At 67.2% G+C, this 17474-nt stretch carries 16 protein-coding genes; 8 read left to right on the top strand and 8 right to left on the bottom strand.

All coding sequences use genetic code 11. The features are described from left to right. Positions 1-3: 3 nt before the first annotated feature. From thrS to K0O62_RS12750, 4 genes are all read right to left on the bottom strand, one after another. Positions 4-2067, bottom strand: a complete 2064-nt coding sequence (gene thrS, locus K0O62_RS12765) for a threonine--tRNA ligase (protein ID WP_073857551.1) — start codon at positions 2065-2067, stop codon at positions 4-6. 71 nt (positions 2068-2138) lie between these two features. Further along, positions 2139-2594, bottom strand: coding sequence for a TIGR02611 family protein (locus tag K0O62_RS12760; protein ID WP_079244102.1), 456 nt, complete (start codon positions 2592-2594; stop codon positions 2139-2141). Positions 2595-2620: 26 nt separating this feature from the next. After that, positions 2621-3241, bottom strand: a complete 621-nt coding sequence (locus K0O62_RS12755) for a PaaI family thioesterase (RefSeq protein WP_073857550.1) — start codon at positions 3239-3241, stop codon at positions 2621-2623. Positions 3242-3273: 32 nt separating this feature from the next. Beyond that, positions 3274-3924: an HD domain-containing protein gene (locus K0O62_RS12750; RefSeq protein ID WP_073857549.1), complete on the bottom strand. Its 651-nt coding sequence runs from the start codon at positions 3922-3924 to the stop codon at positions 3274-3276. A gap of 119 nt (positions 3925-4043) precedes the next feature. On the opposite strand from K0O62_RS12750, the gene K0O62_RS12745 reads away from it, so the two are divergent. Genes K0O62_RS12745 through K0O62_RS12735 form a run of 3 tightly spaced genes read left to right on the top strand, consistent with a single transcriptional unit; the run spans position 4044 to position 6405 of the window. Then, positions 4044-4997, top strand: a complete 954-nt coding sequence (locus K0O62_RS12745) for a GlxA family transcriptional regulator (RefSeq protein WP_073857548.1) — start codon at positions 4044-4046, stop codon at positions 4995-4997. Positions 4998-5025: 28 nt separating this feature from the next. Beyond that, positions 5026-5499, top strand: a complete 474-nt coding sequence (locus K0O62_RS12740) for a DUF1990 domain-containing protein (RefSeq protein WP_073857547.1) — start codon at positions 5026-5028, stop codon at positions 5497-5499. Positions 5500-5502: 3 nt separating this feature from the next. Next, complete coding sequence (locus tag K0O62_RS12735; protein WP_073857546.1) at positions 5503-6405, top strand: hypothetical protein; 903 nt, start codon at positions 5503-5505, stop codon at positions 6403-6405. A 5-nt stretch (positions 6406-6410) separates the two neighbouring features. On the opposite strand, the gene K0O62_RS12730 is transcribed toward K0O62_RS12735, so the two are convergent. From K0O62_RS12730 to K0O62_RS12715, 4 genes are all read right to left on the bottom strand, one after another. After that, complete coding sequence (locus tag K0O62_RS12730) at positions 6411-7178, bottom strand: enoyl-CoA hydratase/isomerase family protein (RefSeq protein WP_073857545.1); 768 nt, start codon at positions 7176-7178, stop codon at positions 6411-6413. A gap of 1 nt (position 7179) precedes the next feature. Continuing rightward, positions 7180-8262, bottom strand: a complete 1083-nt coding sequence (locus tag K0O62_RS12725; RefSeq protein ID WP_073857544.1) for an acyl-CoA dehydrogenase family protein — start codon at positions 8260-8262, stop codon at positions 7180-7182. Continuing rightward, a complete protein-coding gene (locus K0O62_RS12720; protein WP_073857543.1) occupies positions 8249-9127 on the bottom strand; it encodes an acyl-CoA dehydrogenase family protein in 879 nt (292 codons plus the stop codon). The genes K0O62_RS12725 and K0O62_RS12720 overlap by 14 nt, the downstream gene beginning before the upstream one ends. 71 nt (positions 9128-9198) lie before the next feature. Continuing rightward, on the bottom strand, positions 9199-10152 hold the full coding sequence (locus tag K0O62_RS12715; RefSeq protein ID WP_245006548.1) for a phosphotransferase family protein: 954 nt from the start codon (positions 10150-10152) through the stop codon (positions 9199-9201). On the opposite strand from K0O62_RS12715, the gene K0O62_RS28645 reads away from it, so the two are divergent. The 5 genes from K0O62_RS28645 (at position 10105) to K0O62_RS12695 (ending at position 17474) form a co-directional block, all read left to right on the top strand. Then, positions 10105-10338, top strand: coding sequence for a hypothetical protein (locus K0O62_RS28645; RefSeq protein WP_245006553.1), 234 nt, complete (start codon positions 10105-10107; stop codon positions 10336-10338). The two genes, K0O62_RS12715 and K0O62_RS28645, sit on opposite strands and share 48 nt — an antisense overlap. After that, entirely contained in the window at positions 10335-12833 is a 2499-nt protein-coding gene (locus K0O62_RS12710; RefSeq protein WP_073857541.1) for a glycogen/starch/alpha-glucan phosphorylase, read from the top strand. Before K0O62_RS28645 ends, K0O62_RS12710 begins: the two co-directional genes overlap by 4 nt. A 10-nt stretch (positions 12834-12843) precedes the next feature. Further along, the gene (locus tag K0O62_RS12705) at positions 12844-15222 is read left to right on the top strand and encodes a phosphoketolase family protein (protein ID WP_073857540.1); all 2379 of its coding nucleotides are present in this window, start codon (positions 12844-12846) and stop codon (positions 15220-15222) included. A gap of 357 nt (positions 15223-15579) precedes the next feature. After that, complete coding sequence (locus tag K0O62_RS12700; protein WP_073857539.1) at positions 15580-16242, top strand: Abi-alpha family protein; 663 nt, start codon at positions 15580-15582, stop codon at positions 16240-16242. Then, positions 16239-17474: a DUF445 domain-containing protein gene (locus K0O62_RS12695; RefSeq protein WP_079244099.1), complete on the top strand. Its 1236-nt coding sequence runs from the start codon at positions 16239-16241 to the stop codon at positions 17472-17474. The genes K0O62_RS12700 and K0O62_RS12695 overlap by 4 nt, the downstream gene beginning before the upstream one ends.

Genomic DNA, 17474 nt, shown 5'->3' with positions numbered 1-17474 from the left:
TTGTCAGGCTCCTGCCCCCTCGATACCGGACTCGAACAGTTCCGCGGTGGGAGTGGTGTTCACCCGGCGGGCGATCCAATCCACGATGGCGTCGACGGCCGCCTCCCGCGGCACCGCGTTGACCTGGCTGCGGTCCCCGAACCGGAAGGACACGGCTCCGGCCTCGACGTCCTTGTCGCCCGCGAGCAGCATGAACGGCACCCTCTGGTTGGTGTGGTTGACGATCTTCTTGGCCATCCGGTCGTCGCTGCGGTCCACCTCGATCCGCACACCACGTGAACGTAGTTGCGCAGCAACGTCATCCAGGTAAGGCACGTGCGCGTCGGCGACCGGCACACCGACCACCTGCACCGGGGCCAGCCAGGCTGGGAACGCGCCCGCGTAGTGCTCGGTGAGCACCCCGAAGAACCGTTCGATGGAGCCGAACAGCGCCCGGTGGATCAGCACCGGCCGCTGACGGGTGCCATCGGCGGCGGTGTACTCCAGTTCGAACCGGTCCGGCATGTTGAAGTCGAGCTGGATCGTCGACATCTGCCAGTTGCGGCCCAGCGCGTCCTTGACCTGCACCGAGATCTTCGGACCGTAGAAGGCCGCGCCACCCGGGTCCGGCACCAGGTCCAGCCCGGAGGCCTCGGCCACCTCGCGCAGGGTCGCGGTGGCCTCCTCCCACACCTCATCGGAGCCGACGTACTTCTCCGGGTCCTTGGTGGACAGTTCCAGGTAGAAGTCGTCGAGGCCGTAGTCGGACAGCAGGTCGAGCACGAACTGCAGCAGCGAGGTGAGTTCCTCGCGCATCTGCTCGCGGGTGGTGTAGATGTGCGCATCGTCCTGGGTCATGCCGCGCACCCGGGTCAGCCCGTGCACCACACCGGACTTCTCGTACCGATACACCGACCCGAATTCGAAGAGCCGCAACGGAAGTTCGCGGTAAGACCGACCACGGGACCGGTAGATCAGGTGGTGCATCGGGCAGTTCATCGGCTTCAGGTAGTAGTCCTGGCCGGGCTTGCGCACCTCGCCGTTCTCGTCGTACTCGGCATCGATGTGCATCGGCGGGAACATGCCGTCGGCGTACCACTCCAGGTGCCCCGACGTGATGTAGAGATGTTCCTTCGTGATGTGCGGGGTGTTGACGAACTGATAACCGGCCTGCTCGTGCTTACCGCGCGAGTAGTCCTCCAGTTCCTTGCGGATGATGCCGCCCTTGGGGTGGAACACCGGCAGACCGGATCCGAGTTCGTCGGGGAAGCTGAACAGGTCCAGTTCCACACCCAGCTTGCGGTGGTCGCGACGCTGCGCCTCCTCGATCAGCTCGAGGTGACGGTCCAGTGCCTCCTGGGACTCCCACGCGGTGCCGTACACCCGCTGCAGGCTGGCGTTGTTCTGGTTGCCGCGCCAGTAGGCCGCGCTGCTGCGGGTCAGCTTGAATGCCGGGATGAACCGGGTGGTCGGGATGTGCGGTCCGCGGCACAGATCGCCCCAGATCCGCTCCTTGGTGCGCGGATTCAGGTTGTCGTAGGCGGTCAGCTCGTCCCCGCCGACCTCCATCACATCCGGGTCGCCCGACTTGTCGTCGACCAGTTCGAGCTTGTACGGCTCACCGGCAAGTTCTTGGCGCGCCTGCTCTTTGGACTCGTACACCCGGCGGGAGAACAGCTGACCGTCCTTGACGATCTTGGCCATCCGCTTCTCGAGCTTCGCCAGGTCCTCCGGGGTGAACGGATCGGCGACATCGAAGTCGTAGTAGAAGCCGTCGGTGATCGGCGGGCCGATGCCGAGCTTGGCCTGCGGGAACAGCTCCTGCACGGCCTGGGCCAGCACATGGGCGCAGGAGTGCCGGATGACGCTGCGGCCGTCCTCGGTGTCGGCGGCGACGGCTTCGACCTCGGCATCGACGTCGGGGGTCCAGCTCAGGTCACGCAGCCGGCCGTCGGCGTCGCGCACCACCACGATGGCGTCCGGGGCGCCGCGCTCGGGTAGCCCCGCCGCGCGCACCGCAGCCCCTGCGGTGGTCCCGGCAGCGACCCTGAGCAGGGCTGCGGGGGCGGAACTGGCTGCGGCGGTCATCGGGGTGTCTCCTACGGTGCAGGCAATAAAACGATCGGGCCCATGCTATCGGGGTTGTCGGCGCGTACCTGCTAGGACCCGATACCGATCGGACTCTTCAGCCAGGGCCAATCGATACCGAGCCACCCCGCGGCCAGACCGACCGCCCCGAACAGCCACAGCGTGCCGAGCACCACCGCCGTGGTGAACAGCGCTCCCAGCGCCTGCAGGGCGATGTGCTGGCGGGCGAACCAGGCCATCGCCTTGTCGTAGCGCACCCGCACCCAGTGCAGCGCCACCTGCGCCAGACGGAATTCGGTGGCCAGGATGGCCAGGCCCAGGAAGACGATCGCCCAGCCCGGTCCGGGGTACGGGATGGCGATGATCCCGACGACCAGCACGATCGAGCCGATGACGCCGACGGTGATCCGGTAACCGAAGTCGATCACCGGGTGGTCCCGGATCTTGTCGCGCCACCGCGCCCAGGCCCGCCTGCGCTGCCCGGGTGTCAGCGCGCGGTCCGCCTGCACCTTCTCGCGGAAGGTCATGCGACGGTCCTCGCGATCCGGCTCGCTCACGGCTGCCCCGGCTTCAACCGGATGAACAGCGCATCGCCCTCGGTGAGCACCTCGCCATCGTCGAGGATCCGGCCGGACACGTTGATCTTGCGCCCCTCGATCCGATCGATACCGGCGTCGACCTGCAGTTCCTTGTTGATCGGCACGATCTTGCGGTAGTCGATGCCCAGGTGCGCGGTGCGCTGGTACGGACTCTGGGTCAGCACGGCGGTGGTGTACCCCAGCAGCGAGTCGAACAACAGTCCGAGCATCCCGCCGTGCACGGCGCCGTTGCGGCCCAGGTGGTACCGGCGGAAGCGCACGGTCCCGTCGACCCGGCCGTCCTCGGTGGCGTGCACCCGCAGCGGCACCGAACTGATGTTTCCCCGGTTGGGCAGATCGAGGCGCCGACCGGACGGCGAGTGCCATTCGTCGGCCTCGTACGGGGCCAGCAACGCCGACACCTTCTCGATCAGACCGGCGGCCTCGGTGATCACCTCATCGGGGGCGTCCGCGGCGCGAGCGTGGTCCTGCAGTGTCCGGACCGCCTCGATGAAGCGCCCGTAGTCGGGACCGCCACGGTCGGTGGGATCCGGCGGATTGAACCCGCCCCCTGAGTGCGCTACGCCGGTCGTCACCCCAGCAACGGTATTGCACGGCGGCGCCGTACTCACTCCGGCCAGCTACTACCCCTGATCACGTCGACGAAGTCGGTGCGCGCGAAGCCGGGCGCGTAGTGCGCCAGCACGTCGGCGTTGACGTTGCCGAAGGTGCTCGCCGGGCGGTGCAGGTTGCCCTCGGTGAACGCGTGCAGGATCCGGTTCTTGAAGTCCGGCCGGGGATGGGCCGCGGTCACCGCGACGATCTGCTCGGCGGACAACGCCTCACGACCGATGCCGAGCACATCGGTCTCCACCCCGGCGGTGACGAAGGCGACCTCCGGGGCCAGGAACTCCGGCACACCCGGCGTGGTGTGCAGGGCGATACCCAGCCAGACCAGTCCCGCCCCGGTCCCGTCGACCCCGCGCTCCAGCAGGAAGTCCCGCGCCGCGTTGGCGCCGTCGACCTCGAAGCGCAGTTGCGAGTCGCGGTAGCCGGCCGTCAGGCCGATGTCGTGGAACATCGCACCGGTGTAGAGCAACTCGGGGTCCGGGGTGCGCCCCAACCGCTGAGCGTGCAGTGAGCCGAACAGGTACACCCGCCGGGAGTGGTGGTAGAGCAGATCGTCCTCGGTGTCGCGGATGAACTCGGTGACATCGCGCACCAGTCCGGTGGCCGGGACGACGACGCCGGCGATGATCTCGTCAGTGGTGCTTGTCATTTCGATCTCCTTGTGGTCGTGAGGTTCTCGAACCTCTGAGTTCGAGTCTGGACCGGGACCGGTTCGGGCACTCATGGCAGATCTGCCATCTTTCCCACAGATTGCGACACAATGGCAGGGTGCCCGAGATCGTCATCACCGTGTTCGACGGTGTGAAACTGCTCGACGTGGCCGGCCCGGCGGAGGTCTTCGCCGAGGCGAACCGGTTCGGGGCGGACTACCGGCTGCGCTACGCCTCGGTCGACGGCGCCGACGTGCTCACCTCGATCGGCACCCGGCTGGCGGTGACCGACCGGATCGACGCGGTCGAGGCCGCGGACACCGCGCTGGTGGCCGGCGGCGACAGGCTGGTGGGCACGCCGATCGACCCGGCGCTGGTCGAGGCGGTGACCACGCTGCGCCGCCGGGCCCGGCGCACCGCCTCGATCTGCACCGGAGCCTTCATCCTGGCCCGAGCCGGGCTGTTGCAGGGCCGGCGCGCCACCACGCACTGGCGGCACGTGCGGCTGCTCGCCGACGCCTACCCCGACATCGAGGTCCAGCCGGACGCGATCTTCGTCCGCGACGGCGACATCTACACCTCGGCGGGCGTGACCGCCGGCATCGATCTCGCGCTCGCCCTGGTCGAGCAGGACCACGGCGCCGAACTGGTGCGCACGGTGGCGCGGTCGCTGGTGGTGTATCTCAAGCGCGCGGGCGGGCAATCACAGTTCTCCACCCTGCTGGACAGCGATCCCCCGGCGAACTCCACCCTGCGTGCCGTGCTGACCGCGGTCGCCGCGGATCCCGCGGCCGATCACAGCGTGAAAAGCCTTGCCGCACTGGCCTCGATGAGTACCCGGCAGCTGACCCGGTTGTTCCGGGCCGAGTTGGACACCACCCCGGCGCGATACGTCGAATCGGTGCGCATCGATGCCGCCCGCGGCGCGCTCGACCGCGGGCACAGCGTCACCGACGCCGCCCATATCGCCGGTTTCGGCAGCGCGGAAACCCTGCGCCGGGTGTTCGTCGCACACCTGGGTGTCAGCCCGCGCGCGTACCGGGACAGGTTTCGCAGCGCGGTCGGTGAATGACCAGGCCCGGCAGTGCCATAGTGACGGGGTGGATCTCACCTATCCGGAAGTGGGCGCGACGCGGGGCCCGCTGCCCGAGGGTTATCAGCATGTACACGCCCACGCGGTGATCGGCCACGGCCGGGCCCGTTTCCAGGAGGCCGCCGACGCGGTCCTGCATTGGGGAATGCAACGCGGCGCGGGGGTGCTGGTGCGGGCCGGCGCGGACACCGCGGCCGCCGGAACCGAAGTGACCGTCGGCTTCTGGGGGCTGCACGCCCCGTGCCGGGTGGTCTACCTGCTCGACGAGGCCAACCGGCGCGGCTTCGCCTACGGCACTCTGCCGGGACATCCGGAGTCCGGTGAGGAACTGTTCGCGGTGCGCTACGACCCGGCCGACGGCTCCGTGCATGCCGAGGTGACGGCCTTCGCCCGGCACGCGACGTGGTGGAGCAGGCTCGGCGGCCCGGTCACCGGGCTCGCCCAGCGGCTGATCACCCGGCGCTACCTGAAGGCGGTATAGCCGGTGCCCGCGCGGTATTCGTTGTGCAGGGCCCGGTCGGTGCTCGCCGCCGAGGTGGATGCGATCCGGCAGCGCGACCCCGATCTGGATCCCGGCGCCATCACCGTGTTCACGCTGCCCCTGCTGGTCGGGCTGATCGGTGTGCTCAGCGTCGGTGTGGTGCCGCTGATCGTCATCCGCAGCAGCGCGGACACCGACTCCCTGCTGGTCCCGCTGGTCGGCTCGGTGGCCCTGGTGATCATCTGCACCGCGGTGGTGGCCTGGCTGACGTCGGTGGTGATCTCCGCGCTGGTGGTGATGCTGCTCTACCGCACCGGCCCGGCCGCGTCCTCGCACCTGGTGATCCGCACGCTCAGCGCGTCGTTCAGCCGGGTCAGCGATTGGACCTCACACATCACCCTGCTGGCCCTGGTGGCCGGGCTGGTCTCGCTGGCGATCGGACTGCCCACCCGCAGTACCGACGAGCTGGCCAATTCGGTGCTCGACGATCTGCTCGCCGCACAGGTCGGCGTGTTGTTGGCCGTGCTCGGGCTGGCCTTCATCGCCGAGTCGGTGCGCTGTGCGGCCGACATCGTCGACGATCAGTCGCTGATGCTGGCCTGGCCCTGGGCGCTGGTGATCGCCTGTACCAGTTGGTCTTTGGCGTCGGTCATCGGCCCGTTCGAGACGGTGCGACTGTTGACCATCCTGCTCAACGAGTGGTTACCGGCGTCCGTGGACGGTGTGCCGCGCGCCCAGGTGATCGCCGATGTGCTGCCGGCGCACGCCCGCTGGTGGGCCGCCTTCGGTCCACTGCCGGGCATCGCCGCGATCTGGGCCTTCAGCGCGTGGCGACTGGACGGTTTCACCCACGTGCGGGATTTCCTGGCCGGCACCGATGATGTGCCGGCCAGTCGGCTGGCCTGAGTCGCCTACTTGTTGCCCTGCAACAGCTTGGCGACGTTGTTCTTGAGATCGTCGGTGCCGAAGGTGAGTTCCTCTGCGGTGGTGGCGTAATCGAGCGTCATCATCACCTGCTGCTCGAGCTGGATGTTCAGGATCCGCTTGGTGGATTCGACGGCCTTCTGCGGCAGCTCGAGGATCTTCTTGGCGGCGGTGATCGCCTCGGCCAGCGGGTCGGCCACGACGTGGTTGGCCAGGCCGAGTTCGACTGCCTTGGCGGCCGGGATCCGCGCACCGGTGAGCGCGTACTCCTTGGCCTGCAGGATGCTCATCTGCATCGGCCACACCAGCGGGCCGCCGTCGGCGGCGACCAGACCCACCTGCACATGCGGGTCGGACAGGAAGGCCTTCTCCGCCATGTAGACGATGTCGGAGAGTGCCACCACGCTGCAGCCCAGCCCGACTGCGGGTCCGTTGACCGCCGCGATCACCGGGATCCGGCAGCGCGCCATCCCGATCACGATCTCGCGGCCGTCGGCGATGGTCTTGGCCCGCAGGTCCGCGTCCTGGCTGATCTGCTGGATGTAGTTGAAGTCGCCGCCGGCCGAAAACGCCTTGCCCGCACCGGTGATCACCGCTGCACGGGCGGTCCGGTCCTGGCTGAGCCGGTTCCACAGCCGGGCCAGCCCGACGTGCAGATCGTCGTTGACGGCGTTGAGTTCCTCGGGCCGGTTCAGCGTGATGATGCGCAGTGGGCCGTCGGCCTCGACCTGGATTTCCTCGGGCATGTCGTACATGTCAAACCGCCATTCTCAAGATTCGGCCGGCAATGATGTTCTTCTGGATCTGCGAGGTGCCGCCCATGACGCTCTGCGAGCGGCTGTAGAGATAGGTGTTGAACAGGTCGAGGTCGGAGGTCCCGGTCTGGGCCAGCACCGCATGCCCGACGGATTGTTCCACCCAGGTCATCAACAGCTTGTCGATCGAACCCTCCGGTCCGTGCGAGATGCCGTCCAGTTGCTCGGAGAGCCGTCGGCGCACGTGCTGGCGCAGGACCTGCACCTGCACGGTGGCCCAGGCCAGTTCGTCGCTGGACTCCCCACGGCGGGCGAGCTGGTTGACGGTCTTCTCGTAGCGGGCGGCGTAGCCGAGGGTGGAGGGCTCGCGTTCGTGGCCGACGACGGTCATCGCCAGCGCCCAACCGTCCCCGGGATTGCCGACCATCTGACTGGCGGGTACCCGGGCGCCGTCGAACAGCACCTGGCCGAACTCGTTGCTCACGCCGTTGATCATCTTCAGCGGGCGCTGTTCGATGCCGGGCTGGTGCATGTTGACCAGGAAGGCCGAAATGCCCTTGTGCCGCTTCACATCCTTGTCGGTGCGGGCCAGCAGCAGGCACCAGTCGGCGACGTCGGAGTAGCTGGTCCAGATCTTGTGGCCGTTGATCACGTACTCATCGCCGTCGAGGGTGGCGGTGGTGGTCAGCGACGCGAGATCCGAGCCGGCGCCCGGTTCGGAGAAGCCCTGGCACCAGCGCTCGGTGCCGTCGATCATGCCGGGCAGGAAGCGCTGCTGCAGTTCCTTGCTCGCGTGCCGGCCCAATCCGGTCACCAGGTAGCCCAGACTGGGCCGCGGCGGGGCGCCGGCGCGGGCCAGTTCCTCGTCGACGATCACGTCGTAGACCGGCGGCAGTTCCAGCCCACCGAACTCCTTGGGCCAGGTTGCTCCGAAAAACCCTGCAGCATGCAGGGATTGGTGCCACTCCCCTTGCCGAGCCCAGTACTCCTCGGTGGATTTCGGGAAGTTCGGGGCCTGCTCGGCCAGCCAGGCCCGCAGCCGCTGCCGGAACGCCAGTTCGGCTTCGGAGTCACGAAAGTCCAACGGAGATCTCCTTCAACGACACCGGCCACAAGCCGGTGGACACCAATACCCGGCGCAGGTAGACGTGCGCCGCGCACTCCCAGGTGTTGCCGATACCGCCGTGCACCTGAATGGACGTCTCACAGATGGTGTGCGCGGATTTCGCGCAGTAGACCTTGGCGACGCGGGCGGCTTCGGCCGCGACGCCGGACTCCTCCTCGTCGACGGCCCATGCGGCGTACCGCAGGATGCTGATCGATCCCTCGATGAGCACCAGACTCTCGGCGAGCATGTGCGCGATGGCCTGGTAGGAACCGATGGCCTTGCCGTACTGCTCGCGCACCTTGGCGTAGTCGCAGGCCAGGTCGAATGCCCCACGGGCCGCGCCCAGGATGTCGGCGGCGGTCACCACCAGCGCCAGAGCCTGTGCCCGCTGTGGATCCACCTCCCCCACCACGGCGGCGTCGCCAGATACCGGTGCGGCCCATCGCGTCAGGTCGACACCGGGGGTGGCATCACCCAGGTCGGCGACGGTGACACTGCCACCGTCGAGCCAGACACCGCGGCGCAACCCCCGGGCATCGGGGGCGATGCCGCGGGTCACGATGGTGGCGTCGGAGTGCCCGAGATCGTCGGCCAGCACCGGGCCGAGAAACGGCACGTCGACCAGCCCGCGCCCGAACTCCTCGGCGACCAGGGCGACCTCGACACCGGTCGCGCCGTCGGAGCGCAGGGAACGCCAACCGGTGGCCGCGACGGTCTTCTCCAGCCGGGCCACCCGGTCGCCGTCGTCGAGCTCGCCCACCGCTCCGGGGCCGAGATCATCGGCGAGCTTGGCGGCCGCGTCCCGCAGTTGTTGCTGCTCACTGGTCAGCCGAACATCCATGAGAGGAGCCTATCCTTTCTGGAGAATCCGATTCTCATCAGGCCAGAACTTTACTACCACATGGTCGAATCTCACAGCCCGCCGGCCAGCTCCCAGGCTCGCTCGGCCAGACCGCGGTACCGGTCCCGGAACAGATCGGTGCCCGCGCGGGCGTCGGCGGCATTACCGTCCAGACCCCGCCGCCACACCCCGGCCACGATGGACGCCAACCGGAACATCGAGAACACCACGAAGCTGACCAGCTCATCGGGCGTCTCCCGGCCCGCTTCCCGGCAATACTCGGCGACGAACTCGGCCTCGTCGGGGATGCCTGTGCCGCTCAGGTCCTCACCGGCCACGCCCATCAACGGGTCGGCCTCCCCGGGCAGGTGGTAGGTCATCGCCGCGTACCCCAGATCCGCCAGTGGGTGGCCGATCGTGGACAGCTCCCAGTCCAGCACCGCCACGATGCGCGGTTCGGTGGGATGCAGCAGCACGTTGCCCAGCCGGTAGTCCCCGTGGGCGATGCACGCCTCGTCCCCGGCCGGCAGATGTCGGGGCAACCAGGCGGCCAGCCGGTCCATATCGGCGCATTCCTCGACCTTGGCGGCCTCCCACTGCCGGGTCCACAGCGCCACCTGACGGGCCAGGTAGCCGTCGGGCCGCCCGAAATCGGAGAGGCCGGCGGCCCGCCAGTCCACCTTGTGCAGACGCGCGAGCACCCGGGCCATGTCCCGGTACACCGCGGCCCGGTCCTCGGGTGTCCCCTCGCGCAGCACCCGGTCGGGGAAGATCCTGCCCGGTACGTGATCCATGACGAAGAACGGCGTACCGAGCACCGACTCGTCCTCGCACATGGTGCGCATCCGCGGCACCGGCACATCACTGTCGGCCAGCGCGGACATCACCCGGTATTCCCGGCCCACATCGTGCGCCCTCGGCAGCAACGTACCGGGCGGCTTTTTGCGCAGGACGAATTCTCCTGTCGGGCTTTGTAAATGATAGGTCGGGTTGCTCTGACCGCCCTGGAACTGCCGGATCAGCAACGGACCTTCGATGCCGTGACCGCCCAGATAACGGGTCAGGGCCGCATCGTCGAAGCGGTGCTGCGGGAGGACGTCGACGAGTTCGGGGACACCGGGCATCCCGGCAGCGTCTCACATCCGTTCACCGGACCGACGCTCATCTGCGCGCGCGATCTGCGCGAACCCCTGACAGACTTGCGCCCATGACCGATCTTGTTGCGAACATCCCGGCCGTCGAACGCACCCGCACCGGTCTGTCCGCGGACGCGTTGCGCCGGGCCATCATCGACCACATCCGCTACACGGTCGGCCGGCCCGCCGCGGCCCTGCGCCCCGAGCACTACTACCGGGCGTTGGCGCTGGCGGTGCGGGACCGTATGCAGGACAACCGGACTGACTCCACCCAGACATCCCTGGACCGGGGCAGCAAGGTCACCTGTTATCTGTCCGCGGAATTCCTGATGGGGCCGCAACTGGGGGCCAACCTGCTCAACCTGGGCATCGAGGACGCCGCCCGCGCGGCGCTGGCCGAGCTGGGACAGGACATCGACGAGGTGCTGGCCTGCGAGGAGGAACCCGGCCTGGGCAACGGTGGGCTGGGCCGGCTGGCGGCCTGCTACCTGGATTCCCTGGCCACCCTGGAACGGCCGGCCATCGGCTACGGAATCCGCTACGAGTTCGGCATCTTCGACCAGGAGATCCACGACGGCTGGCAGGTCGAGAAGACCGACAACTGGCTGCTGAACGGAAATCCATGGGAGATCGCCAAACCCGACGTGCACTACCCGGTGCTGTGGGGCGGACACACCGAACGCTACGCCGACGACGCCGGCGTGCACCGGGTGCGCTGGATCCCGCAGCGCGTCATCCAGGGAGTCGCCTATGACACCCCGATCCAGGGCTACGGCGTCAAGACCTGCAACACGCTCACCCTGTGGAGTGCCCGCGCCGTGCAGTCCTTCGCGCTGGAAGCGTTCCATACCGGCGACTACTACAAGGCGGTCGAGGAGGAGGTCACCTCAGAGACCGTGACCAAGGTGCTCTACCCCAACGACGAACCCGAGGCGGGCAAGAGACTGCGGTTGCTGCAGCAGTTCTTCTTCGTGTCCTGTTCGCTGCAGCATGTGCTGCACATCCTGGATGACCTTGCCGATTTGTCCGTCTACGATCTGCCCGAGCGATTCGCCATCCAGCTCAACGACACTCACCCCTCGATCGGCGTCGCCGAACTCATGCGGCTGCTGGTCGACGAACGGCGCCTGGACTGGGAGCACGCCTGGGACATCACGGTGGCCACCTTCGGCTACACCAACCACACCCTGCTGCCCGAAGCGCTGGAGAAGTGGCCGCTGGAGATGTTCGGCCAGAGCCTGCCCCGGCACCTGGAGATCATCTACGAGATCAACAGCCGCTTCCTCGACGAGGTGCGGGCCAAGTTCCCGGGCGACGAGGACCGGGTCCGGCGGATGTCGCTGATCGGCGAGAACGGCGGCAAAACCGTGCGGATGGCGCACCTGGCCACCGTCGGCAGCCACGCGATCAACGGTGTGGCCGCGCTGCACTCGGAGCTGCTGAAGGACAGCGTGCTGAAGGACTTCTACGAGATGTGGCCGGAACGGTTCTCGAACAAGACCAACGGTGTGACACCGCGCCGGTTCGTGGCGCTGTCCAATCCGGGTCTGCGCCGGCTACTGGACCGTACCGTCGGCGACGGCTGGCTCACCCACCTCGGCCGGCTGCGCGGGCTGGAGGCGTTCATCGACGACGACGGGTTCCGCCAGGAATGGCGAGCGGTGAAGCGGGCCAACAAGGCGCGGCTGGCCGACTTCGTGCGCGACGAGACCGGCGTGGTCCTGGACCCGAGCTGGTTGTTCGACATCCAGGTCAAGCGGATCCACGAATACAAACGCCAGCACCTCAACGTACTCAACATCGTCACCCAGTACCTGCGGATCAAGAACGATCCCGGGATCGACATGGCGCCGCGGGCCTACATCTTCGGCGGCAAGGCCGCGCCCGGCTACTTCCTGGCCAAGCGCATCATCAAGCTGATCACCGCGGTCGGGGCGATGGTCAACTTCGACCCCGAGGTCAACGGCCTGATGAAGGTGGTGTTCCTGCCGAATTTCAACGTGCAGAATGCGCACCTGATCTACCCCGCCGCCAACCTCTCCGAGCATATCTCGACCGCCGGCAAGGAGGCCTCCGGCACCGGGAACATGAAGTTCATGATGAACGGCGCCCTGACCATCGGCACCCTGGACGGCGCCAACGTGGAGATCCGCGAGGAGGCCGGTGCGGAGAACTTCTTCCTGTTCGGGCTCACCGTGGACGAGGTCGAGGCGCTCAAGCGCGACGGTTACCGCCCGGCGTCCGTCGTCACCGAGAACCCGGAGCTGCGCGCGGTGCTGGATCTGATTGCCGGCGGGCACTTCTCACACGGTGACACCGAGGTGTTCCGCCCGTTGATCGACAACCTGATCCACCATGACCCGTTCCTGGTGCTCGCGGACTACGCGTCCTACGTGCAGTGCCAGGATCGGGTGAGTGCCGCCTGGCAGGACCGCGACGCCTGGTCGCGGATGTCCATCCTCAACGCCGCCCGCAGCGGCAAATTCTCCTCCGATCGCGCGATCGAAGAATACTGCGACGAAATCTGGGGAGTTCGGCCCGTGAAGGTGCAGTCTTTGAATAATGGGTAGAGGGGTAACCATGGAAACATCGACGACAGCTGTGACGCTTTCCGACGACGAGGTCGCCCAACTCGACGCATACTGGCGGGCGGCGAACTATCTGTCGGTCGGGCAGATCTATCTGCTGGACAATCCGCTGCTGCGTCGACCGCTGACCGCCGAGCACGTCAAACCCCGACTGCTGGGCCACTGGGGCACCACGCCCGGGCTCAACCTGCTCTACACGCATCTGAACCGGGTGATCCGGCAGCGCAATGCCGACGTCATCTACATCACCGGTCCCGGCCACGGCGGCCCCGGCCTGGTGGCCAACGCCTATCTGGAGGGCACCTACTCGGAGGTGTACACCGGGATCGGTCAGGACGCCGAGGGGCTGCGCAAGCTGTTCCGCCAGTTCTCCTTCCCGGGTGGTATCCCCAGCCACGTCGCGCCGGAGACCCCGGGCTCCATCCATGAGGGCGGCGAACTCGGCTACGCGCTGGTGCACGCCTACGGCGCCGCGTTCGACAATCCGGACCTGGTGGTGGCCGCCGTCATCGGGGACGGTGAGGCCGAGACCGGCCCGCTGGCCGCCAGCTGGCATTCCAACAAGTTCCTCGATCCCGTGCGCGACGGCGCGGTGCTGCCGATTCTGCATCTCAACGGTTACAAGATCGCCAATCCGACGGTGCTGGCCCGCATTCCGGCAGACGAGCTGGACGCGCTGATGCGGGGCTACGGGTATGTGCCGATCACCGTCGCCGGTGACGACCCGGTCACCGTGCACCGCCTGCTGGCCACCGCCCTCGATGACGCGTTCGACCAGATCGGCGCGATCCAGCGGGCGGCCCGGGTGGACGGCCAGACCGGCCGGCCGCTGTGGCCGATGATCATCCTGCGCACTCCCAAGGGCTGGACCGGCCCGCGCGAGGTGGACGGCAAGAAGGTCGAGGGAACCTGGCGATCCCATCAGGTCCCGCTGTCCGAAACCCGCACCAACAGCGAGCATCTCGGCCAGCTTCGGGAATGGATGGAGAGCTACCGGCCCGAGGAACTGTTCGACGACGCCGGGGCGTTGCGTCCCGACCTGCGGGCGCTGGCGCCCCGGGGCGATCGCCGGATGAGCGCCAACCCGCACGCGAATGGGGGGCTGGTGCTGCGGGAACTGGATCTGCCGCCGATCGCCGACTACGCCGTCGAGGTCGACGAGCCGGCAGTCGGTATCAGTGAGGCCACCAGGGTGCTGGGCACCTTCCTGCGTGATGTCATCGCCCGCAACACCGACAATTTCCGGCTGATGGGGCCCGACGAGACGGCATCCAACCGGCTCTCGGCGGTGTACGACGCCACCGACAAGGTCTGGGAAGCCGAACTGTCCGCGGATGACGAGCACCTGTCCCCGGACGGCCGGGTGATGGAGGTGTTGTCCGAGCATCTGTGCCAGGGCTGGCTGGAAGGCTATCTGCTGACCGGGCGGCACGGGTTCTTCAGCTGTTACGAGGCATTCGTCCACGTCGTCGACTCGATGGCCAATCAACACGCGAAGTGGTTGGCGACCACCAATGAGCTGCCCTGGCGCCGCCCCATCGCCTCACTGAATTACCTTCTGACATCCCATGTCTGGCGCCAGGACCACAACGGGGCCTCCCACCAGGATCCCGGATTCATCGACCACATCGCCAACAAGCGGCCCGAGGTGGTGCGGGTGTACCTGCCGCCGGACGCCAACAGTCTGTTGTCGGTGGCCGACCACTGCCTGCGCAGCAGGCAGTACATCAACGTGATCGTCGCCGGTAAGCAGCCCGCGCTGAATTACCTGAGCATGGACGAGGCGATCGCGCACTGCGCGCGGGGCGCGGGTATCTGGGAATGGGCCGGCTCCGAGCAGGGCAGCCAGGCACCCGATGTGGTGCTGGCCTGTGCCGGGGACATTCCGACACTGGAAACCCTTGCCGCAGCGGATATCCTGCGGCGCAGGCTGCCCGGGCTGGCGGTCCGGGTGGTCAACGTGGTCGACATCATGCGCCTGCAGCCGCAGTCCGAGCATCCGCACGGGATGACCGATTACGAGTTCGACGCGCTGTTCACCACCGACACACCGATCATCTTCGCCTACCACGGCTATCCGTGGCTGATCCATCGGCTGGCCTACCGGCATGTCAACCACAGTCAGCTGCATGTCCGCGGATTCAAGGAACGCGGCACCACCACCACACCTTTCGACATGGTCATGCTCAACGACCTGGACCGGTTCCATCTGGTCATCGATGTCATCGACCGGGTGCCGGGGCTGGGCAGCAATGTCGCGGGCCTGCGACAGGAGATGATCGACGCCCGACTGTCGGCCCGCCGGTACACCCGTGAGCACGGCGAGGACGATCCGGCCATCTCGGGCTGGACCTGGGAACGTCTCGACTGACGTTTGTGCCCCGCAACGGCCGGGTATTCGAGCAGGACGCCCGGCCGACACGAGGGGTTCAGCCCGGCGATTCACGACAGCCGCGCAGACGCCGGGCAATGACGCCCAGCGTCTGCGTCGTTGCGCGCCCCGGCCCACTGTGACGCGGGCAACGAAATGCCAGTTTGCCGGTGCCGGTCATGACGTTGCTGAAATCGCATCCGGCCGCCACATCACTGTCGGCCGATCAGCCGACGGATGTGAGAAAAGCCGTGCGCAATGCGCACAGATCGTCGTTTACCGGGGATTGTTGCGGGCCTGCAACCGCCGACCACTAGGGTGCTAGCAATAGTTGCTGACCGAACACCGAGGGGCCGCGTGGATCTGGAGGGTTTGATCGGCGGGGGGTTGACCCTTCTCGGCGGCGTCGCCAAGCGGGCGCCGCTCGCCGCTGACGTGCTACCCCTGCTGGCCGACGCCGAGCGCGCCGTGGTGCGGGTGATGCGCAAGCACCTGACCGATCTGGACCCGCCCGCTGCGGTGACCGCAGACGATGATGAGCAGGCAGCGTCACCGAATCAGCTGCTGCGCACCCTGCTCGACCGGTCGATGTACTCGAGTCCCGACAGGAGCCGCGACGCGCTGTACCTGGATCTGCTGGGATCGCTGGTGCCCGACGAGGCGCGGATTCTGGCCGCGCTGTCCGACGGGTCTGCCTACCCCGTCATCCACGTCGCCGAACCGGGAGCCGGCGGGGCGTCCGCATACGCGCTGAAGAACGCCTCCACGGTGGGCCGGTCGGCGGGAGTGTCCCTGCCCCGCTACACCCCGCTGTATCTGACCAGGATGCTCCGGCTGGGCCTGGTCCGGATCGGGCCGGAGGCCACATCCATGTACGACGAGTACGAGATGTTGCTGACCGACTCGGTGGTGAACATCGCACTGGCCACCGCGCGCCGCGGCGTCCGGGCGGCACGGGTCGTCCGGCGCACCGTGCGCATCAGTGACCTCGGGCAAGAACTATGGGAGGCGGCCAAGTGAACGAGTTCTGGGAGAACGCCTTCTCCTACCCACTGTGGGTGTACATCACCATCCCGTTCGGGGCGGCCTTCGTCGGCTGGATCACCAAGATCCTCGCGCTGAAGATGATGTTCCATCCCGTCGAGTTCAAGGGCATCAAGCCCTACCTTGGCTGGCAGGGGCAGATCCCCAAGCGGGCACCGAAAATGGCTGCGGTGGCGGTCGATTCGTTGACCTCGGGCATTCTGAAGCCAGAGGAACTGTTCGACAAGATCGACCCGGACGAGCTGGTGAAGGAACTCGGCGGACCGCTGCGCGAGGCGTCCGAGGAACTCGTCGACACCATCATGATGGCGTTCCAGCCGCAGGTGTGGCGGGCCACCCCCGACCCGGTGAAGAAGCTGATCATCGACAACGTCGAGGGCCGCATCCCGACGGCGGCGCGCGGCATGTTCGAGGAGTTCCGCGGGCAGGTCGACCAGATCTTCGACATCAAGCACATGGTCGTGACCAACCTGGTCCGCGACAAGCACACTCTCAACGCGGTGTTCCAGGACATCGGCCGGCCGGCGTTCAAATTCCTGATCAAGTCCGGCCTGTACTTCGGGTTCATCATCGGCCTGGTCCAGATGCTGGTCTTCGGCGTCACCGGTTGGCATCTGGCGTTGCCGCTGTTCGGTCTGATCACCGGTGGCCTCACCGACTGGGTGGCCCTGCAGATGATCTTCCGGCCGCTGGAGCGCAAGAACATCTTCCTCGGCATCAAGTGGCAGGGGGTGTTCCAGGCGCACCGCAAGGAGGTCATCCGCGGGTACGCCGCGCTGATGGCACGGGAGATCTTCACCCCGAAGGCCATCATGGAGAGCCTGCTCACCGGCCCGATGTCGGACAAGTTCTTCGACATCATCCAGGCCGAGATCGGCCGCACCATCGACGACCAGATGGGCTTCGCGGGCCGGGTCATCAACGTCCTGGGCGGTCGCCAGTACCAGGAGATGAAGGTCCAGATCGCGAACTCGATCATCGAGAAGCTGCCGGAGACCTCCTCCTACATCGAGGAGTACGCGGCCGGCCGACTCGACCTGGAGAACGTGATGGTCTCCAAGATGGACGAACTGGATTCGGCGTCGTATGAGAATCTGCTGCGGCCGGCGTTCAAGGACGACGAATGGATCATCGTGGTGCTGGGCTCCGCCCTCGGCTTCCTGTGCGGCGAGCTGCAACTGCAACTCATCCTGTTGCTGGCACACTAA

It is taken from the genome of Mycolicibacterium diernhoferi, assembly GCF_019456655.1.
Taxonomy (GTDB): Bacteria; Actinomycetota; Actinomycetes; order Mycobacteriales; family Mycobacteriaceae; genus Mycobacterium; species Mycobacterium diernhoferi.
Note: the sequence above shows the minus strand (reverse complement) of the source record. Positions and strands in the feature narration are given on the sequence as shown.

Bases quoted from the DNA above. Each gene is read 5' to 3' on its own strand.
- thrS (WP_073857551.1), bottom strand. From the start codon at position 2,067: ATGACCGCCGCAGCCAGTTCCGCCCCCGCAGCCCTGCTCAGGGTCGCT.
- K0O62_RS12760 (WP_079244102.1), bottom strand. From the start codon at position 2,594: ATGACCTTCCGCGAGAAGGTGCAGGCGGACCGCGCGCTGACACCCGGG.
- K0O62_RS12750 (WP_073857549.1), bottom strand. From the start codon at position 3,924: ATGACAAGCACCACTGACGAGATCATCGCCGGCGTCGTCGTCCCGGCC.
- K0O62_RS12730 (WP_073857545.1), bottom strand. From the start codon at position 7,178: ATGTACGACATGCCCGAGGAAATCCAGGTCGAGGCCGACGGCCCACTG.
- K0O62_RS12720 (WP_073857543.1), bottom strand. From the start codon at position 9,127: ATGGATGTTCGGCTGACCAGTGAGCAGCAACAACTGCGGGACGCGGCC.
- K0O62_RS28645 (WP_245006553.1), top strand. From the start codon at position 10,105: ATGATAGGTCGGGTTGCTCTGACCGCCCTGGAACTGCCGGATCAGCAA.
- K0O62_RS12710 (WP_073857541.1), top strand. From the start codon at position 10,335: ATGACCGATCTTGTTGCGAACATCCCGGCCGTCGAACGCACCCGCACC.
- K0O62_RS12705 (WP_073857540.1), top strand. From the start codon at position 12,844: ATGGAAACATCGACGACAGCTGTGACGCTTTCCGACGACGAGGTCGCC.